Raw genomic sequence first — 18,601 nt, 5'->3', positions numbered from 1 at the left:
CCTTCAGAGCTTTTCACAGCTTAATAATGAATTCAATATTCAACGGCTGAAAAGCTCTGAACTGACAAAAGCGGCCTGGTAATATGCCCCGGTCCTGGCCGGTCCGGGGCATCTGTCTCAGGCGGCGGCGGTCTGTCCGAACTGGGTGTTTTCCAGCATGGCAAGCGCAGCCTCGACACCGCCGGGCTGATGCGGGACCTTTGCTTTGCGCAAAGCCAGCTCAACCCCGGACAGGGTGGCGGCCAGCGCCAGATCGTTGAAATCGCCAAGATGGCCGATGCGGAACACCTTATCCGCCACTTTCGACAGGCCGCTGCCGAGCGAAATATCGTAATGCTGCAGCGCGACAGCACGGAAAGCATCAGCGCTGTGCCCTTCGGGCATCAGCACGGCCGTCAGCACGCCGCTTTCCTGACCCTGCCTGGTGCAAAGGTTTTCCAGCCCCCATTGCTGCACGGCGGCGCGGGTCGCGGCGGCATGGCGCTGATGGCGGGCAAAGACATTGTCGAGCCCCTCAGCATGCAGAAGGCCAATCGCTTCATTCAGGCCAAACAGCAGGTTAGTCGCCGGAGTATAGGGGAAATAGCCACCACGGTTGATCTCAACCATCTCCTGCCAGTCCCAGTAAGAACGGCGCGATCCTGCGGTTTTCGAATAGTCATAAGCCCGCTCGCTGACGGCGTTGAATGACAGGCCTGGCGGCAGCATCAGCCCCTTTTGCGAGCCGGAAACGCAGACATCGACCCCCCATTCGTCAAAGCGGAAATCAATCGAGCCGAGGCCCGAGATGGAATCGACCATCAGCAGGGCCGGATGACCTGCGGCGTCAAGGGCGCGGCGCATCTCGGCGATGGGCGAGACTGAACCGGTCGAGGTTTCATTGTGAACCACGCAGACCGCTTTGATCTCATGGGCTTTATCGGCGCGCAGGCGGGTCTCGATCGCATCCGGATCGGCACCGCCGCGCCAGTCGCCCTCGATAAACTCGGCCTTCAGCCCCAGTTTTGCCGCCATTTTCTTCCACAGCGTGGCGAAATGGCCGGTTTCATACATCAGCACATGATCGCCTTCGCTCAGCACATTGACGAGGGCTGCCTCCCAGGCGCCGGTGCCGGAGGCGGGATAGATCACCACATTCTGGCTGGTTTTGAAGATCGACTTCATCCCCTGCAGCGCCTTCTTGCCGACTTCAGCGAAATCGGGGCCGCGATGATCGATGGTCTGGGCGGAAATGGCGCGCAACACGCGGTCCGGCACCGGGCTGGGGCCGGGGATCTGCAGGAAATGACGGCCTGAGCGATGTGACATGACGAATTCCTCCAGATCAAATTTCACTCAATAATGAATTCAAAATATCCGAGACCCTGTCAATAGTGACGATTAAGTGAATTCATTAACCTGCAACAAAAGCGCATGCCGATGCATGACGGCGCCGGAGAGGCGGGCTTTGTTCACCGGCGAGGGGCCGGTCCGGTGGCGCAGGCTGCATGAAGAACAGGCGCATATGCTGTGCCAAATGATCCAGGACACCGGGTTCTCGCCGGAGAAGATCCCGGAAGCAGAGCTTTGCGCAAGTATGGCGCCTCACATACTCTGCCGCGCGCAGCGCTGAAAGGGCTGGCAGCCGACACCCTTGTGATACTCAGGGCCAGGCGCGCTTCCCGGGTGGCCGGATTGCACAGGCGGGGCAGGAGGTGTGGCTCCCGCTGATGGCGGCACTTGCATGGCCTTGCCGGAGAGCTATTTGCCACAACATCGGCGAGACGAAAATTGCTGTTATGTGGCAGCTGCCTGAAGCGATGGCCGGTCATCTCCACAACAATTGGCCTGCCGGATAGTTCGCGGTGAATGCGCAGATCCATGAGGCAATCCTGGCGGGGGTGCAGTGCCAGACGCTCCCGGCGCAATTTGGCGCAGTATCACGCGTTTGCGGCTCGGGTTCGGCGGGTGCGCAATTGCGACTATGGCCGCCGCAGGCTGGCAGCAGGCGATGATCGGGTATGAAAACATCATCCGCCTGCCGGTGAACCACGACCCTGCCGGACCTGCTGCGCTGTTAAAGCAGTATCTGGCCGGAAAAGTGGCGAGGTTTTGCGTCTCGCAGGTCACCCTCGCCCCGGCGGACGTTCCCCCCGCACATCCGGTGGTGCGGGGGGAGGCCTTGCCCGGGATCAGCCGGCTTTAACGCGGCGGCGCCAGGCGTGCAGCAGCGGCTCGGTATAGCCCGAGGGCTGAGCTGCCCCTTCCAGGATCAGCGCGCGCGCGGCCTGGAAAGCAGCGCCGTCAAAGCCCGGTGCCATGGCCCGATAGGCCGGATCACCGCTGTTTTGCTGATCGACCGCCACCGCCATACGCCGCAGACTTTCCTCAATCTGCGCCTCAGTGATCAGCCCATGCAGCAGCCAGTTGGCCAGAAACTGCGCCGAGATCCGCAAAGTGGCGCGGTCTTCCATCAGCGCGACATCGTCGATATCGGGCACTTTCGAGCAGCCGATGCCCTGATCGACCCAGCGCACCACATAGCCGAGGATCGACTGGCAGTTCAGGTCAACCTCGCGCTGGATCGCTGCGGCAGAAAGCTTGCGATCCAGCAGCAGTGGCGGTGTCATCAGCGCATCAAGACTGGCCCTTTCACGGCTGGCGAGGCTGTCCTGCACCGCCGCCACATTGACCAGATGGTAATGCGTGGCATGCAAAGTTGCTGCCGTGGGCGAGGGCACCCAGGCCGTGCTGGCCCCGGATTTGGGATGACCGGTTTTGGTCGCCAGCATTTCGGCCATCGCATCGGGTTTGGCCCACATGCCCTTGCCGATCTGGGCGCGGCCCTTCATCCCGCTGGCAAGGCCCGCATCGACATTGCCATCTTCATAGGCGGGCAGCCAGACCGCCGTGCGGATCTCGTCTTTCGGCAGCACCGGCCCGGCCTGCATCACGGTGTGTATTTCATCGCCGGTCCGGTCAAGGAAGCCGGTGTTGATAAAGACGATGCGGTCTTTCAGGGCGCGGATGCAGTCGCGCAGATTGGCCGAGGTGCGACGCTCTTCATCCATCAGCCCAAGCTTCACCGTGCCATAGGCCAGGCCCAGCAGGCGCTCGACCATGGCATAGGTCCGGTCGGCGAAGGCAGCCTCTTCGGGGCCATGCATCTTGGGCTTGACCACATAGACCGAGCCGCTGCGCGAATTGCGCGGGCCTTCGGTCTTTTGCAGATCGTGCATAGCGGCGGTGACCGTGATCATCGCATCGAGCAGCCCTTCCGGGACCTCACGCCCCTGCAGCAGCACGGCGTCGGTGGTCATCAGATGACCCACATTGCGCACCAGCAGCACCGCCCGACCGGGCAGGGTCAGCGGGCTGCCATCGGCAGCGGTAAAGCTGCGGTCAGGGTTAAGGCGCCGGGTCAGAACCTTTCCACCTTTTGGAAAAGCTTCGGTCAGATCGCCCTTCATCAGCCCCAGCCAGTTCGAATAGGCGAGGACTTTATCCTCAGCATCCACGGCAGCGACCGAATCCTCGCAGTCCTGGATCGCCGTCAGTGCCGATTCCAGCATGATATCGCGCAGGCCCGAGGGGCTGGTCGCACCGACCGGATGGCCAGGGTCAAAGACCAGCTCAAGATGCAGCCCGTTATGGCGCAGCAGCACCGAGCGTTTTGCGCCGGAACCGGAATGGCCGACAAAAGCCGTGGGTTCTGCAAGGCCCGTCGTTTTGCCATCGACGACGGCCAGGAGACTGGCCCCTTCAATGCGGTAATCTGTGACCGAAGCATGCGAACCCGAAGCCAGTGGCACGGCCTGGTCAAGGAAACGGGCGGCCCAGGCCACTGCCTCAGCTCCGCGCTGCGGGTCAAATCCCGGGCCAGCCGCGGCGCCAGGCAGCGCATCCGTGCCGTAAAGCGCGTCATAAAGGCTGCCCCAGCGGGCATTTGCCGCGTTCAGGGCAAAACGGGCATTCATCACCGGCACGACGAGCTGCGGCCCGGCGAGGCTGGACATTTCGGGATCCGAAGGCGTGGTGGCAATGGTAAAAGCCGGACCTTCGGGCTGCAGATAGCCTATCTCGCGCAGGAAATCCTGCCAGGCGATATTGTCCCATGGCAACGCCCGCCGCGCCTTCAGCCAGTCGTCGATCTGCGACTGCATTTGCTGGCGGATCGCGAGCAGGCGCTGGTTTTCCGGCATCAGCCCGGTCAGCAGCTCAGACAATCCGGCCCAGAAGGTGCCAGGGCTGATCGGCAGGCCTGGCAACAGCCGGGTTTCGACGAAATCGGCGAGAAGAGGGGCAACCTGCAGGCCGGCCCGGGAGGTGTGAGCGGTCATGGCAATCTCCTTTGTGTGCTATCGTATACCTCCGCATGCGGGGCCTCCAGTTTTGCTTGAAAGTTTTCCACGATGTGGAATAATCTTGGATCTATGGAAAAGAGCGGAACCGTTCAGTCCGTCGATCGGGCCCTGATGCTTCTGGAGGCCCTGGCCACCAAACCCGGCGGCACGCGCCTGTCCGATCTGGCGCGTGAGGCAGGCCTGGCGATCTCGACCACGCACCGGCTGCTGGTGACGCTGGAGCGCAACGGCTTTGCGCAGTTTGATCCGGTGCGGACCCGCTGGTATGTCGGGCGCAAGGCCTTTGCTGTGGGGGTGGCATTCGCCAACTGGCAGAGCTTTATCGCCGCGGCGATGCCCTTCATGCGTCAGCTGCGCGATGCCACGCGGGAAACCACCAATCTGGGTATTCTGGAGGATGGCGAGGTGGTGACGGTTGCCCAGGTGGAAAGCCGCGAGATTATCCGCGCGATTGCCTCACCGGGGGGGCGGGCGCCGGTGATGAATTCGGGCATGGGCAAGGCGATCGTCGCCACCTGGCCCGATGCAGCGATCGAGGCGCTGGTGGCGCGCCACGGGCTGCGGCCGCTGACCCGTAAAAGCCTGCGCAATATGGAAGAGGTGCGGGCCGAGATCATGGCCATCCGGGCGCGCGGTTTCGCCTATGATGATGAGGAATTTACCGCCGGGATGCGCTGTGTTGCCGCCGTGGTCTGGTCGCCTGCCGGCGAGCCGCTGGGCGGGCTTTCGGTCTCGGCCCTGACCGTGCGCCTCGCCGCCGGGGATATGGCGGCGCTTGGGGCGCGGGTGCGCGATCAGGCGCTTGAGCTGACCCGGGTGATGGGCGGGTGGGCGCCGGACTGAGCCTCAGCCCTGGCCCGCACCAAGCTGCTTGCCGATCCGGCCAGCCGCCGCGCTGACCATGTGGCCGATCCCGGCGATGCGGTCATCGCTCAGCCGCTGGCTCGGCCCCGAGACCGAAATCCCGGCAATCGCCTCGCCATGGACATTGAGGATCGCGGCTGCGACACAGCGCATGCCAGGGGTTCGTTCCTCATCATCAACTGCATAACCTGCCGCCCGCGCTTTCGCGAGATCCGCGGCGAGTTCGCTGGCGCTGGTCAGGCTGCGGGCGGTGAAACGCTCAAACGGGGCGCTGGCCAGATAGGTCGCCAGCCGCAGGGGGGGATACTGGCTGAGCAAAGCCTTGCCGATGCCGGAGGCATGTTTCGAGGCGACCGTGCCGGGCGGGAAGAAGGCCCGGATGATCTCATGGCATTCGACCTGGCTCAGGAACAGCACCTGGCCTTTCCAGTCGACGCCGAGATTGGAGGTCTCGCCGCATTCCGTCATCAGCGCCCGCATTTCCGGCCGGGCCCGTTCGGCCACATTGGTGCGGCGCAGAAAGGCCGAACCCGCGCGAAACGCCCCGGGGCCGATATGCCAGTCCTGGCGCTCGGGGGCGAGTTCGACAAATTCCCGCGCCTCGAGGGTTGCCAGAACCCGGTGCATTGTCGCGACCGACTGGTCAAGCGCCACCGCAATCTCGGTCAGGGTCATACCCTCGCGCTGCGAGAGCAGATCGATCACCTCAAGCGCACGGTCGAGAGCCTGAATCGTGCCTGGCGCTTCGGCCGGAAACATCGCTTTGGGGCGTCCACGCCGGGCCGGAGGCTGTGACATTGGTCGGGCTTTCCTGAAAGACTGCAGAATAAAATTAAATTACGAAAAACTATTTTGTACAATGAAAAAAACAACTGTCTGATATAAATGTAGTTTTTTGCATTTATCATCTGGCGAAACTATTTTTCAAAAATATATCCGCAGGCTGTCAGCCCTGCTAGCCTCGGTTCATGGCTGATCGAGGAGGAGCAACCATGCAAAACCCCGTGTTCATTCCCGGCCCGACCAATTTGCCGGAATTCCTGCGCAAGGCGGTGGATATGCCCACCCTGGATCACCGCTCCAGTGCTTTTGCCGATCTGCTGCACCCGGCGATTGCCGGGGTTCGCCAGGTGATAAAAACCCGGGAGGCCGAGGTGTTTCTCTTTCCCTCAACCGGCACCGGCGGCTGGGAGACGGCGATCAGCAATGTGCTCTCTGCCGGTGATGCAGTTCTTGCGGCACGGCATGGCATGTTCAGCCAGCGCTGGATTGATATGTGCCAGCGCCATGGCCTGGCGGTCGAGGTGGTTGAGGCGGCCTGGGGGGCAGGCCTGCCCGCAGATCGCTATGAAGAGATCCTGACCGCCGATAAAGAGCACCGGATCAAAGCCGTGCTCGCCACCCATAATGAGACCGCCACCGGGGTGGTATCGGATATTGCTGCGGTGCGCCGCGCGCTGGATGCGGCGGGCCATCCGGCACTGCTGCTGGTCGATGGGGTCAGCTCGGTTGGCTCGATGGATTTTTGTTTTGATGACTGGGGCGTCGATATCGCGGTGACCGGCTCGCAGAAGGGCTTCATGCTGCCCCCCGGTCTGGCGATTGTGGTGTTTTCAGCCCGGGCCATGCAGGCCTGTGCGACGGCCAAACTCGCCCGCTGCTTTTTTGATATCCGGGACATGGGGCGCAGCAATGCGGCTGGCCTTTACCCCTATACGCCGCCTGTGGGGCTGATCGCGGGTCTGCGTCTCGCGGCCGATAGCCTGCTGGCCGAGGGGCTGGACGTGGTTTTCGCCCGCCACAAGCGCATCGCTGACGGGGTGCGGGCGGCGGCCGGGGCCTGGGGCATGCCGCTCTGCGCCCGGTCACCCGATCTTTATTCGCAGACCGTAACCACGATCTGCACCCCCCCTGGCTTTAATGCCACCGGCATCGTCACCCGGGCCGCGGATGTATACCAGACCGCTTTCGGGACCGGGCTGGGCGAGCTGGCGGGTAAGGTGTTCCGCTTTGGCCATCTGGGTCAGCTGAGTGATATGGCGGCGCTTTCGGGGCTGGCCGTGCTCGAGATGTGCATGGCTGATCTTGGACTGCCGGTCCGGCTCGGCAGCGGCGTCGCGGCGGCCCAGGAGGTTTACCGCACCACGGCGGTGCAGCCGATGAAACAGGCGGCCTGAGCCATGGCAGCGGGTCAGATTAACGAGGTCGCGCTGCAGATCCCGCAGTTCCAGGACGTGCTGGCGGCGCGGGACCGTACCGCCGGACATATTCACCGCACGCCGGTTCTGACGTCGCGGATGCTGGATGAGCTGTCCGGGGCAGAGCTGTTTTTTAAATGTGAGAACCTGCAGAAAGCCGGGGCGTTCAAGGCCCGGGGCGCGGCTAATGCCGTCTTCGGCCTGAGCGATGCGGCGGCGGCGCGCGGGGTGGCGACCCATTCCAGCGGCAATCACGGCAGTTGTCTGGCCTGGGCGGCTGGCCGGCGCGGCATTCCCTGCACGGTTGTCATGCCGCATAGCGCGCCCCAGGCAAAGAAAGATGCGGTGCTGGGCTATGGGGCCCGGCTGGTGGAATGTGAACCCTCAACCTCATCGCGCGAGGCGGTCTTTGCCGGGGTTCTGGCCGGGACCGGTGCGGACTTTATCCATCCCTATAATGACCCCCGGGTGATCGCGGGCCAGGGGACCTGCGCGCTGGAACTGGCAGATCAGGTGTCTGGTCTCGATGCGGTGATCGCGCCGATCGGCGGAGGTGGGATGATTTCGGGCACATGCCTTACTTTATCGCAGATCGCTCCGGCGGTCCGCATCTATGCCGCCGAGCCCGAACAGGCCGATGATGCCTGTCGCAGCCTGAAAGCGGGCAGGATTATCGCCGATGATGCGCCGCAAACCATTGCTGACGGGCTGAAAGTGCCGCTGAAAGAGCTGACCTGGCATTTTGTGCAGCGCCATGTGACCGATATCCTGACCGTCTCTGAAGAAGAGATCGTCGCGGCGATGCTGCTGATCTGGAAGCGCCTGAAAATCGTGATGGAACCCTCCAGCGCGGTGCCTCTCGCGGCGGTGCTGAAGCATAAGAATCTTTTTGCCGGGCAAAGGCTCGGCATTATCATCACCGGCGGAAACGTCGATCTGACAAGACTTCCCTGGATGCAGAAGGGCCTGCCATGACTATCGAAGCAACACTGACCGGTCCTGAGGTGGGCTATGACGTCCCGGCGCTGCCGGGGATGGATGAGAAAGATATTCAGACCCCCTGTCTGATCCTCGACCTGGATGCGCTGGAAGCCAATATCCGCAAGATGGGCGCATATGCGCGCGATCACGGCATGCGGCTGCGGGTGCATGGCAAGATGCATAAATCGGTGGATGTCGCGAAACTGCAGATGCGCATCGGTAATGCCATCGGGGTCTGCTGTCAGAAAGTATCAGAGGCCGAGGTTTTCGTGCGGGGCGGGATCAGAGATATTCTGCTGACAAACGAAGTGCGCGACCCGGCCAAGATCGACCGGCTGGCCCGGCTGCCAAAGCTGGGGGCAGAGATCATCACCTGCATCGATGATATCGATAATGTGGCCGAGCTGTCTGAGGCAGCGATGCGCCATGGCACCACGCTGGGCTGTTTTGTCGAGATCGATTGTGGCGCCGGGCGCTGCGGCGTCACCGCGCCGGAGGTGGTGGTGAAAATCGCCGAGGCCATTGCCGCGGCGCCAGGGCTGCGTTTCCGCGGGCTGCAGGCCTATCAGGGCGCGATGCAGCATATCGAGGATTTTGCCGAGCGTGAGACCAGGCTTGATGCCGCGATTGCGCTGGTGAAGGAAACCTCAGAGCAGCTGGAGGCGGTCGGGCTGAAGCCCGAACTGGTCTCGGGCGGCGGTACAGGCTCCTATTATTTCGAAAGCAATTCAGGCATCTATAACGAGCTGCAATGTGGCTCTTATGCGTTCATGGATGCCGATTATGGCCGGATCCGCGACCGGCAGGGCAATCGCATCGACCGGGGTGAATGGCAGAATGCTCTGTTCATTCTGACCAGTGTGATGAGCCATGCCAAACCCTTCCAGGCGGTCTGTGATGCCGGGTTGAAGGCGCAGTCGGTAGACAGCGGTCTGCCGGTGATCTTTGGCCGTGAGGATGTGAAATACATCAAATGTTCGGATGAGCATGGGGTGATTGACGATCCCAAAGCCGTGCTGAAGATCAATGAGAAGCTGCGCCTGGTTCCCGGGCATTGTGATCCGACCTGTAATGTTCACGACTGGTATGTGGGCGTGCGTGGCGGAAAAGTTGAGGTGCTCTGGCCGGTCTCGGCCCGTGGTCGTTCCTGGTAATCCGGCGCAGAAAGGCTGCAGATGTATATTGTTCCCGAGGCCGTGATTGCGGGTCTGCTCAGCCGCGATGAGTGTTTCCGGGCTGTCGAGGCGGTTTTTGCCTCTATGGCGCGGGGGGCTGCGCGCAATTTTCCGGTGATCCGCGAAGCACTTGGCTATGCGGATGCGCTTTACGGCTTTAAATCCGGCTTTGATCGTGAGGGCCTGGCGCTGGGGCTGAAATCAGGAGGGTTCTGGCCGGGCAATGCCGCGAAGGGGCTGACCAATCATCAGTCCACGATCTTCCTGTTCGATGCAGAGAGCGGGCAGATCAGGGCGGTGATCGGCGGCAATCGGATCACGGCATTGCGCACGGCTGCGGCCTCGGCGGTTTCGATCCGCCATCTGGCCCGGCCCGATGCCGAGGTGATGGCGGTGGTCGGGGCGGGACATCAGTCCGCCTTCCAGCTGCGCGCGGCGCTCGAGCAGCGCCGTTTTCGCCGCGTCGTGGCCTGGAACCGCGATCCCTCCAGGCTGGCTGGCCTGGCGGCTGTTGCGGATGAGTTTGGCCTGCCCTTTGCTGCGGTGGATCTGGATCAGCTCGGGGCTGAAGCCGATGTGATCATCACCATTCTGTCGTCTTTCGCGCCGGTTCTCCGGGTGGCGCAGGTGCGGCCGGGCACGCATATTGCCTGTATGGGCACCGATACCCGGGGCAAACAGGAGGTGGAAACCGCGCTGCCGGGCCGGGCCAGCCTGTTCACCGATGAGGTACTTCAGGCGATCACAATCGGGGAGTTCCAGCATGCGATCGCGGCCGGGCTGGTCACGGCGGAAGCTGTCACCCCGCTTGGCGCTGTGATCATCGGTGAGCATCCCGGGCGGGTTTCGGAGGAGGAGATCACCCTTTTTGACGGAACCGGAGTGGCTTTGCAGGATCTGGCGGTGGGTGCTGCGGTGTTGGAGGCTGCGATTGCGAAGGGTCTTGCACTGACGGTATGACCTGTGATGCCCGCGCAATATAATGAGGTCGTTTGCAGGTTCTCTGGCTTTAATCTGCAAATAGTGAATTCATTATTCGGCGGTTCGTATCGAGAGGTATGCGATTGAATACATATGATCCTCTCGGCTCTTCTGTTCGGAAAGAATTCAGAGTAGGCTGCGACGGTGTTTTCAGCTTTGGTATGATATGGATTCCGCAACCCCCGACACGGCGCAACAGCCCATTGGCACCACTTTGCATGGTGAGATCCTGTCGCGCCTGCGCGACTATGTGGTCGAGGGGAATATTGCCGAAGGGGCCCGGGTCCCCGAAAAACTGCTTTGCGAGATGCTGGGGATCTCGCGCACGCCGCTGCGTGAGGCGCTGAAGGTGCTTGCCGCCGAGGGTCTGATCGAGCTTTTGCCAAACCGCGGGGCACGGGTGAAAGCGCTGACCACCGAAGAGGTGGGCGAGCTTTTTGATCTGATGGGCGGGCTTGAGGCCCTTGCCGGGCGCCTCGCCTGTGAGCGGATCACCGCAGCCGAGCTGGATGAAATCGAGCATTTACACCGGGAAATGTATGCTTTTTACCTGAGGGGGGATCGTCACGGCTATTTCCGATTCAATCAGATGATTCACGACCGGATCCTTCAGGCGGCGGGCAATCAGGCGCTGACGCTCAGTGCGCGCAGTGTTCAGGGCCGGATCCGGCGGGTGCGCTATGCTGCAAATCTTGACGATCAGGGCGCGCGCTGGAGTGAGGCGGTGCGCGAGCATGAGCTGATCCTCGAGGGGTTGCGGCGACGTGCGGCGGATGATCTGGCCTCAGTCTTGTTTAACCATTTGCGCAATAAGAAAATTGCAGTGCTGCGCCATCTGGCTGAAGGGCGCGGCGTTGAAAATAAGTGAATTATGCATTCGCCATTCTTATTGATATATTGAATTCAAAATCAGGTCGACTAGACTTCTTCCTGCGAGGCGCTGCAACGCCAGCCTCTCGTGCCTCAGGGAGGAGGAAAAATGAAAACTTATATGACGGCGGCCACCGCTGCGCTGGTTCTTTCGGTCACTGCGGCTCAGGCCTGGGAGCCGACCCGGCCCATTGAAATCGTTGTACCTTTCAGCCCGGGGGGCGCGTCCGATCAGATGGCGCGGACGATCCAGGGCATTATCCAGAAAAACAATCTCATTGCCGTGCCGGTGGTGGTGGTGAACAAACCGGCGGCAGCCGGGGCAGAGGCCATGCTCGATATCAAGGCAGCGGCAGGTGATCCGCAAAAGCTGCTGACCACATCGACCGGGGTGTTCCTGACGCCGATGACCACCAAGCTTGACCTCAGCTGGAAGGATTACACCCCGGTTGCCATGCTGGCCGAAGATGCCTTCGGGCTCTGGGTCAATGCCGCGGCCCCCTGGCAGAGCGCCGGTGAATTTGCCGAAGCGGCAAAAGCCAGCGCGGTGCCGCTGAAAGTGGGCGGCACCGGCTCAAAACGCGAGGATCAGCTGATCGCGCTGGGGGTCAATAAAGTCGCCGGTGTGAATACGGTCTATATCCCGCATACCGGCGGCGGTCAGGCTTCGACCCAGCTGGCGGGCGGCCATATCGACGCGACCACCAATAACCCGGCCGAGGAAGTGGCGAACTGGCGCGGCGGCGCGACCCGTCCGCTCTGCGTCTTCTCGGCAGAGCCGATCCCCTATACCGAAAAAGTCACCGAAACCCAGTCCTGGAATGATGTGCCGACCTGCGCCTCGCAGGGGCTGGATGTGCAGTATCAGATGCTGCGCGGCATTTTCATGCCCGGTGGTGTCACCGAAGAGCAGCAGGCCTTCTATGTTGATCTTTTCACCAAAGTCGCCGCGACCGAGGAATGGGTCGAATATATGGAGCGCAGCGCTCTGCTGCCTGCCTTCAGAAGCGGTGATGACTTCGTCAGCTATCTGAGCGCCGAAGAAGAAAAGCATCGCGCGATGCTGGATGCGGCCGGATTCCTGGTTCAGTAACCCCGGCTTTCTGCGGGTCGCGGGGGGGATCCTCTCCGCGACCTGGCCTGCACCCGGTCGTTTCTGCCCGCCCTGTCCGCAACGGATGGCGGGCGCCGCCGGGCTATCCTGATATCGCGAGGAGAAGATGACAGCATTTGAAACCAGGGATGACGAAATCGACGCTGCGGTCAGCCGGCCGCCCGAGCTGGACCCAGAGGCAAAACAGCCGGGTGTTTCGGCGCGAACGGCAGAAATTATCACCGCCGGGCTGCTGGTTGTACTGGGCGCCGTCGTGCTTTGGGACAGCTATGGCATTGGCGCCGGCTGGACCGAAGGACTGGGCCCGGAATCAGGATATTTCCCTGCAAGGGTTGGCTGGATCTTTTTCGCCCTCTCGGTGTTTTTGCTGCTTCAGGCCTTTCGCCGCCCGGCCGATGAGATCTTCGTCACCGTGCCGCAGCTCAAACAGGTCGCCCGCATTCTTCTGCCGCTGATCCTCTATATTGCCCTGATCCGGCCGCTTGGCATCTATGTCGCCTCGGCGCTGTTTATTGCCACATTGATGCTGATCGTCGGGGGCTCGCGCTGGTTCATGCTGGTGCTGATCCCGATCGCACTGCCGCTGCTGGCCTTCTGGGTCTTTGAGCTGCAGTTCCAGGTGCCGCTGCCCAAAGGGCCGCTTGAAATCACCCTCGGCTATTAAGGAAACCCCGGAATGGAAAATTTCTATTCGCTGATGCAGGGGTTCGAGCTGGCCCTGTCGCTGCATAATATCTTCTACATGATCCTTGGGGTGCTGCTCGGGATCGTGGTAGGGGTGCTGCCCGGTCTGGGCGGTCCGAATGGGGTTGCGATCCTTTTGCCCCTGACCTTTGGCATGGATCCGACTTCGGCGATTATCCTTTTATCCTCAATCTACTGGGGGGCACTGTTTGGCGGGGCGATCACCTCGATCCTGTTCAATATCCCCGGCGAGGCCTGGTCGGTGGCCACCACTTTCGACGGCTATCCGATGGCGCAGCAGGGCCGGGCGGGCGAGGCGCTGACCGCGGCCTTCACCTCTTCCTTCATCGGCGCAATCTGCGGTGTGCTGCTGATCACCCTGGTGGCCCCCCTGGTGGCGAAATTCGCTTTGCGTTTCGGGCCGGCCGAATTCTTTGCAGTCTATCTGCTGACCTTCTGCTCTTTCATCGGCATGGGGCGCGAGAACCGCGCCAAGATCGGCGTCGCGCTCTGCATTGGCTTTTTGCTGGCGGCGGTCGGGATGGATACGATCTCGGGCGATATGCGCATGACCTTCGGCAGCTCCGAGCTGATGCGTGGCTTTGACTTCCTCGTGGTGGTGATCGGTCTGTTCGGCGTTTCGGAAATCCTGCTGACGGTCGAGGAGGGGCTGGAGTTCAAAGGCAAAAAAGCCGGGATCCAGCTTTCGGTGGTACTGAAGACCTGGATGGAAATGCCAAAGCATTTCGCCACGCTGATCCGGTCCTGCGTCGTCGGCATGTGGATGGGGGTGACGCCGGGCGGGGCCATTGCCGCTTCCTTCATGGGCTATGGTCTGGCCCGGCGGTTCTCGCGCCGGGGCAAAAACTTTGGCAAAGGCGAGATCGAGGGCGTGCTGGCGCCTGAGACCGCAGCCCATGCTGCCGGAACCTCGGCCCTGCTGCCGATGCTGGCGCTTGGCATCCCGGGTTCGGCCACGGCGGCGGTGCTGCTCGGCGGGCTGATGATCTGGGGGCTGCAGCCCGGACCGCTGCTGTTTGTCGAGCAGAAAGAGTTCGTCTGGGGGCTGATTGCCTCGATGTATCTGGGCAATTTCGCCGGTCTGGTCATCGTGCTGCTGACGGTGCCTTTATTTGCGGCGGTGATGCGCATCCCCTTTGGCATGGTCGCGCCGCTGATCCTGATGGTCTGCGCCATTGGCGCCTATACGATCTCAAACTCGATCTTCGATATCTGGCTGATGCTGGTGTTCGGCGTGATCGGCTATGTGATGAAAAAACTAAACTATCCGCTGGCGCCGCTGGTGCTGGCGCTGGTGCTTGGCGACCGGGCGGAAGAGGCCTTCCGCATGGCGATGCTGGGCTCGGGCGGCAATATTTCGGTCTTTGTCAGCAACGGGCTGGTCGGGACACTGATTGTGCTGGCATTCGTGCTGCTGTTCTGGGGCCCGGTCTCGGATCTGCTGGCCCGGCTGCGCGGCCGCACGGTTCCGGCCGAGTAAGGCACTTCGCCGATAAAAAGGCCGGGCAGGAAATCCTGCCCGGCCTTTCGCATTGCTGCAGGCTCTGCTCAGCAGCTCGGGATCAGGGCTGCGCCTCGCCAAATTCCTGGCCAAAGATCTCGCGTTTGACCCGGTCGCGCCCCTCGGCCTTGGCAAGGCTGAGCTGGGCATCAGCAAAACGCACCCAGTCTGACGGGGTCATGCCAGCCCGCACCCGTGCCGAGGCCACCCCGATGCTGATGGTGACATAGGGGCTGACATCGGAGCGCTCATGCGGAATGCGCATCTGTTGCAGCTGATAGCGGATCTCAACCGCGACCGCCCCGGCCTGGCCTGGCGGACAATTGGGCAGGATGCAGCAGAATTCCTCTCCGCCATAGCGCGCCGAATGACCTGCCACCCGCACCACGGCGCGGTTCAGGGCCGCGCCGACCATTTTCAGGCAGTTATCGCCGCTCATATGGCCATAGGCATCATTATATTGCTTGAAGAAATCCAGATCGAGCATGATCAGCGACAGCCAGCCCTCATCCGGCAGCAGGTCCTGGACGTTCTTTTTCAGCAGGGAATCGAGCTTGCGGCGGTTGTGCAGCCCGGTCAGCGCATCGGTCACCGCCATTTCGGTCAGATGATCGCGCAGCTGTTTCAGCTCGATATGATTGCGCACCCGGTTGCGCAGGATCAGCGGATGGATCGGCTTGGTGACATAATCGATGGCACCGATCGACAGGCCGCGCACCTCATCATCGGTATCATTCAGCCCGGTGATGAAAATCACTGGCACATCGGCCAGCAGCGGATCCTGCTTGAGCTTTTCGCAGACCTCAAAGCCCTGCATGCCCTGCATCACCACATCGAGCAGCACCAGATCGGGCATGGTCACATGCATCTGCTCAAGCGCCTGCTCACCCGAAGTGGCAAAGCAGATCTCATACTCATCCCCGAGGGCTTCGTTCATAATCTCGATATTCGAGATTTCATCATCAACAATCAGGATCGTCGCCTTTGGCCTGGTGTCAGGCAGGTCAGAGGATTGTATCACGTGTCAGATCTCCGATGCCAGGGAAGAGGCGCTCCGCAGCGTTTCAAGCTCGTCCAGCGCGCTGGCGTAATCCAGACGCTCAAGCGCCTTGTAAAGCGGATGCGCGCTCGCCGCCACAGCATCCATGCCAAGGGCGGCTGCCAGTTCCAGATAGCTGCTCCGGGCACCGAGATTGCGTTTCACCAGCTGGCTGTGCAGCCGGTCGGACAATGCGCGGGTATCGCTGCTGCTGGACTGGGGCAGGACCGGGCCGGGCAGGACCAGCGCCGCACCAGCGCTCAGACTGCGGCCCGCCTCAACCGCAGGGGCAAGGGCGCTTTGCAGCTGATCAAGCAGCGGGTCGAGCCCCCGGGTCTCGCCAAGCCTGAGGCGCTGCTCCAGCTCAGCCGCGAGGGCCTGCAGATCCGGCAGTTCCAGCGAACCGGCCAGGCCTTTCAGCGTATGCGCGGCCCGCCGAGCCTCATCCAGCGAACCGCGTTCCAGCATCATATGGATCTCGGATGAGATATCGGCCTGGGTCTCGGCAAAGCTGATGATCAGCCGCCGCAGCAGCGCGCGATTGCCATTGACCCGCTGTAAAGCCTCAGCAATTCCGAATGGAGGCAGCTGATCGGGCAGGACGGCAGCGGGGGCTGCCGCCGCGGCGGCGATGGGCGGCACTGCCGTGATCGTGTTTACCGGGCGCAGCCAGCGGTCGAGGGTTGCGACCAGAACCTCAGGCTTCACCGGTTTGGCGATATGGTCATTCATACCGATATCGAGGCAGCGCTGCCGTTCATCGGCATAGGCATGGGCCGTCATGGCGAGGATCGGCAGCCGCTTTGCATCATAGGTCTCGCGGATGATCTGGGTCGCCTCAAGCCCGTCCATCACCGGCATCTGCAGATCCATCAGCACCAGCTGAAAATCACTGCCGCGGGCCTTGACCTCATTGACCGCTTCCAGCCCGTTTTCGGCCATATCGACCTGCAGCCCGGCATCCTCCAGCAATTGCCCGGCGATTTCGCGGTTAATCTCAATATCCTCGACCAGCAGCACCCTGGCGCCACGGAAGGCCGGGGCCACCATCGGGATCGACAGGCTGCCTTCGGCAGAAGGGTTCTCGCCGGGGGCAGGGGGGGGGGCTTCGCTCTCAGGGGCGAAAAGCTCATCCAGGGTGGCGATCAGCGCCTGGGGTTCCAGGGGCTTGGGCAGATAGCCGCAGACCCCGGCCGCCTCGATCTCGCCGGTCAGCACCTCTGAACCATAGGCAGTGACCAGCACCATGCGCGGCAGTTTCGACAGATATTTACTGGCGCTGATCGCCCTGACGGTTTCCAGCCCGTCCATATCCGGCATTTTCCAGTCGATCAGCACACAATCATAGGGCCGGCCCTCAGAGCTTGCAGCCTCAAGCAGGGTCAGGGCCTCGGCGCCGGAGGCGGTGGTATCGGCCTGCATCGACCATTGCGCGAAAATATCCTGGACCAGCTGGCGCGAGGCCGGATTGTCATCGACCGAAAGGAAGCGCAGCGGGCGCAGCGCCGGATGCGGCGCGGTTTTCAGCTGCGGCCCGGCCGAGGTCAGGCCAAGCTTGACGGTAAAGCTGAAAATCGTGCCCTGCCAGGGTTGGCTGCGCACCGAAATTTCGCCGCCCATCAGCCCGACGATCTGCTGGCTGATGGCGAGGCCCAGCCCGGTGCCGCCGTAGCGGCGCGTCATCGAACTGTCGGCCTGGGTAAAGGCGGTGAACAGCCGGTCGACCTGCTCTTCGGTCATGCCGATCCCGGTATCGATCACCTCAACCGCCAGCACAACCGAAGTCTCGTCGCGCGACTGCATCCGGGTGCGCACCGTTACCGAGCCATGTTCGGTGAATTTCACCGCATTATTAACGAGGTTCAGGATCACCTGGCCAAAGCGCAGCTCGTCCCCGACGATGCGCGAGGGCAGGGTGGGGTCTTTCTGCACATCGAGTTTCAGCCCCTTTTCGCGGGCCTGTTCCAGCACCATCTGCAGCTGATGCTCGATCACCGCATGCGGGTTGAAGGGGGTGGTTTCGAGGGTCAGCTTGCCGGCATCATGTTTCGACAGATCAAGGATATCATTGATCAGCCGCAGCAGCGCGCTGCCCGAACTGCTGATCTTGGTGATGTAATCGACCTGACGCGGCGTCATCTGGGTGCGCTGCAACAGGTGGCAAAAACCCAGCACCGCATTGAGGGGGGTGCGGATTTCATGGCTCATATTGGCGAGGAACATCGATTTGGCGCTATTGGCCTTTTCGGCCTCCTCGCTGCGTTGGGCCAGGCTGGCATTGCTTTCAACCAGCGCCTTGTTCATCTCGCGGATCCGGCGGAAGGCGTTGCTCAGCATATCGGCCAGCCAGACCAGAACCGCAGTCTGGAAGGCAACAATCGCGGCATGGAGCAGCACCCGCGACAGGGTGCCCTCGCTGGGGAATACGGCAAAGGGGATCAGGTAGAGCAGGATCAGATGGTGCAGTGCCACAGCCACTGCCGCCAGTAAAATGGGGCGGCGGTCGAACCAGGCAATCATCAGCGCCAGCATGGCAAAGAAGTACATATGCATGTCCATCTGCCAGGGATGGCCCCGCATGACAAAGACCAGCAGCGCCGGCTCGCCCATCAGCGCGATCGCCGAAATATAGCGCGTCACCGGCGCGATGCCGCGCAGCTGATAGCTGGCATGATAGCAGGCCGCGAGGGCGGCTGGCGCGAGGCCGGCCAGCAGCGGTGACTGGCCGTTCAGCCAGGCCACACCGGCGATCAGCGGCACATGCGCCCAGAGCAGCAGCACCAGCAAACGGCCAAAGCGGCTGCGCATCGAATCCAGTTCAGGTGTCATC

At 62.0% G+C, this 18,601-nt stretch carries 15 protein-coding genes; 10 read left to right on the top strand and 5 right to left on the bottom strand.

Annotated features, from left to right (window positions below; genetic code table 11):
• Nucleotides 1-117: 117 nt before the first annotated feature.
• On the bottom strand, nucleotides 118-1,308 hold the full coding sequence (locus H0485_RS14885; protein ID WP_226936740.1) for a pyridoxal-phosphate-dependent aminotransferase family protein: 1,191 nt from the start codon (nucleotides 1,306-1,308) through the stop codon (nucleotides 118-120).
• 655 nt (nucleotides 1,309-1,963) lie between these two features.
• On the opposite strand from H0485_RS14885, the gene H0485_RS14880 reads away from it, so the two are divergent.
• A complete protein-coding gene (locus H0485_RS14880; protein ID WP_226936739.1) occupies nucleotides 1,964-2,185 on the top strand; it encodes a hypothetical protein in 222 nt (73 codons plus the stop codon).
• On the opposite strand, the gene H0485_RS14875 is transcribed toward H0485_RS14880, so the two are convergent.
• Complete coding sequence (locus H0485_RS14875; RefSeq protein WP_226936738.1) at nucleotides 2,172-4,319, bottom strand: malate synthase G; 2,148 nt, start codon at nucleotides 4,317-4,319, stop codon at nucleotides 2,172-2,174. The genes H0485_RS14880 and H0485_RS14875 overlap by 14 nt on opposite strands.
• Nucleotides 4,320-4,412: 93 nt before the next feature.
• Between H0485_RS14875 and H0485_RS14870 the strand changes: the two genes are divergently transcribed.
• Complete coding sequence (locus H0485_RS14870; RefSeq protein WP_226936737.1) at nucleotides 4,413-5,186, top strand: IclR family transcriptional regulator; 774 nt, start codon at nucleotides 4,413-4,415, stop codon at nucleotides 5,184-5,186.
• A gap of 3 nt (nucleotides 5,187-5,189) precedes the next feature.
• Here the strand turns inward: H0485_RS14870 and bhcR are convergent, their stop codons facing one another.
• Nucleotides 5,190-6,005, bottom strand: a complete 816-nt coding sequence (gene bhcR, locus H0485_RS14865) for an HTH-type transcriptional regulator BhcR (RefSeq protein WP_226936736.1) — start codon at nucleotides 6,003-6,005, stop codon at nucleotides 5,190-5,192.
• 194 nt (nucleotides 6,006-6,199) lie between these two features.
• Between bhcR and bhcA the strand changes: the two genes are divergently transcribed.
• The 8 genes from bhcA (at nucleotide 6,200) to H0485_RS14825 (ending at nucleotide 14,711) form a co-directional block, all read left to right on the top strand.
• Complete coding sequence (bhcA, locus tag H0485_RS14860; RefSeq protein ID WP_226936735.1) at nucleotides 6,200-7,384, top strand: L-aspartate--glyoxylate aminotransferase BhcA; 1,185 nt, start codon at nucleotides 6,200-6,202, stop codon at nucleotides 7,382-7,384.
• 3 nt (nucleotides 7,385-7,387) lie between these two features.
• Complete coding sequence (bhcB, locus tag H0485_RS14855; protein WP_226936734.1) at nucleotides 7,388-8,380, top strand: beta-hydroxyaspartate dehydratase BhcB; 993 nt, start codon at nucleotides 7,388-7,390, stop codon at nucleotides 8,378-8,380.
• Nucleotides 8,377-9,540, top strand: a complete 1,164-nt coding sequence (gene bhcC, locus H0485_RS14850) for a 3-hydroxy-D-aspartate aldolase BhcC (RefSeq protein WP_226936733.1) — start codon at nucleotides 8,377-8,379, stop codon at nucleotides 9,538-9,540. The genes bhcB and bhcC overlap by 4 nt, the downstream gene beginning before the upstream one ends.
• Before the next feature lie 21 nt (nucleotides 9,541-9,561).
• Nucleotides 9,562-10,521 (top strand): iminosuccinate reductase BhcD, encoded by a 960-nt coding sequence (bhcD, locus tag H0485_RS14845; RefSeq protein WP_226936732.1) that lies wholly within the window; start codon nucleotides 9,562-9,564, stop codon nucleotides 10,519-10,521.
• Nucleotides 10,522-10,708: 187 nt separating this feature from the next.
• Nucleotides 10,709-11,410, top strand: coding sequence for a GntR family transcriptional regulator (locus H0485_RS14840; RefSeq protein ID WP_226936731.1), 702 nt, complete (start codon nucleotides 10,709-10,711; stop codon nucleotides 11,408-11,410).
• A gap of 111 nt (nucleotides 11,411-11,521) precedes the next feature.
• Nucleotides 11,522-12,505 carry a Bug family tripartite tricarboxylate transporter substrate binding protein gene (locus H0485_RS14835; protein ID WP_226936730.1) on the top strand — a complete coding sequence of 328 codons (984 nt, stop codon included), beginning with the start codon at nucleotides 11,522-11,524 and terminating at the stop codon, nucleotides 12,503-12,505.
• Nucleotides 12,506-12,632: 127 nt separating this feature from the next.
• A complete protein-coding gene (locus H0485_RS14830; protein ID WP_226936729.1) occupies nucleotides 12,633-13,190 on the top strand; it encodes a tripartite tricarboxylate transporter TctB family protein in 558 nt (185 codons plus the stop codon).
• Between the two features lie 12 nt (nucleotides 13,191-13,202).
• Nucleotides 13,203-14,711 (top strand): tripartite tricarboxylate transporter permease, encoded by a 1,509-nt coding sequence (locus H0485_RS14825; protein WP_226936728.1) that lies wholly within the window; start codon nucleotides 13,203-13,205, stop codon nucleotides 14,709-14,711.
• Between the two features lie 82 nt (nucleotides 14,712-14,793).
• On the opposite strand, the gene H0485_RS14820 is transcribed toward H0485_RS14825, so the two are convergent.
• The gene (locus H0485_RS14820; protein WP_226936727.1) at nucleotides 14,794-15,753 is read right to left on the bottom strand and encodes a diguanylate cyclase; all 960 of its coding nucleotides are present in this window, start codon (nucleotides 15,751-15,753) and stop codon (nucleotides 14,794-14,796) included.
• A gap of 3 nt (nucleotides 15,754-15,756) precedes the next feature.
• Nucleotides 15,757-18,600 (bottom strand): response regulator, encoded by a 2,844-nt coding sequence (locus tag H0485_RS14815; RefSeq protein WP_226936726.1) that lies wholly within the window; start codon nucleotides 18,598-18,600, stop codon nucleotides 15,757-15,759.
• Between the last annotated feature and the right edge of the window lies 1 nt (nucleotide 18,601).

Source organism: Pseudogemmobacter faecipullorum (assembly GCF_020539525.1).
Classification (GTDB): Bacteria; Pseudomonadota; Alphaproteobacteria; order Rhodobacterales; family Rhodobacteraceae; genus Pseudogemmobacter; species Pseudogemmobacter faecipullorum.
This window is presented reverse-complemented; position numbering and strand designations above follow the sequence as displayed.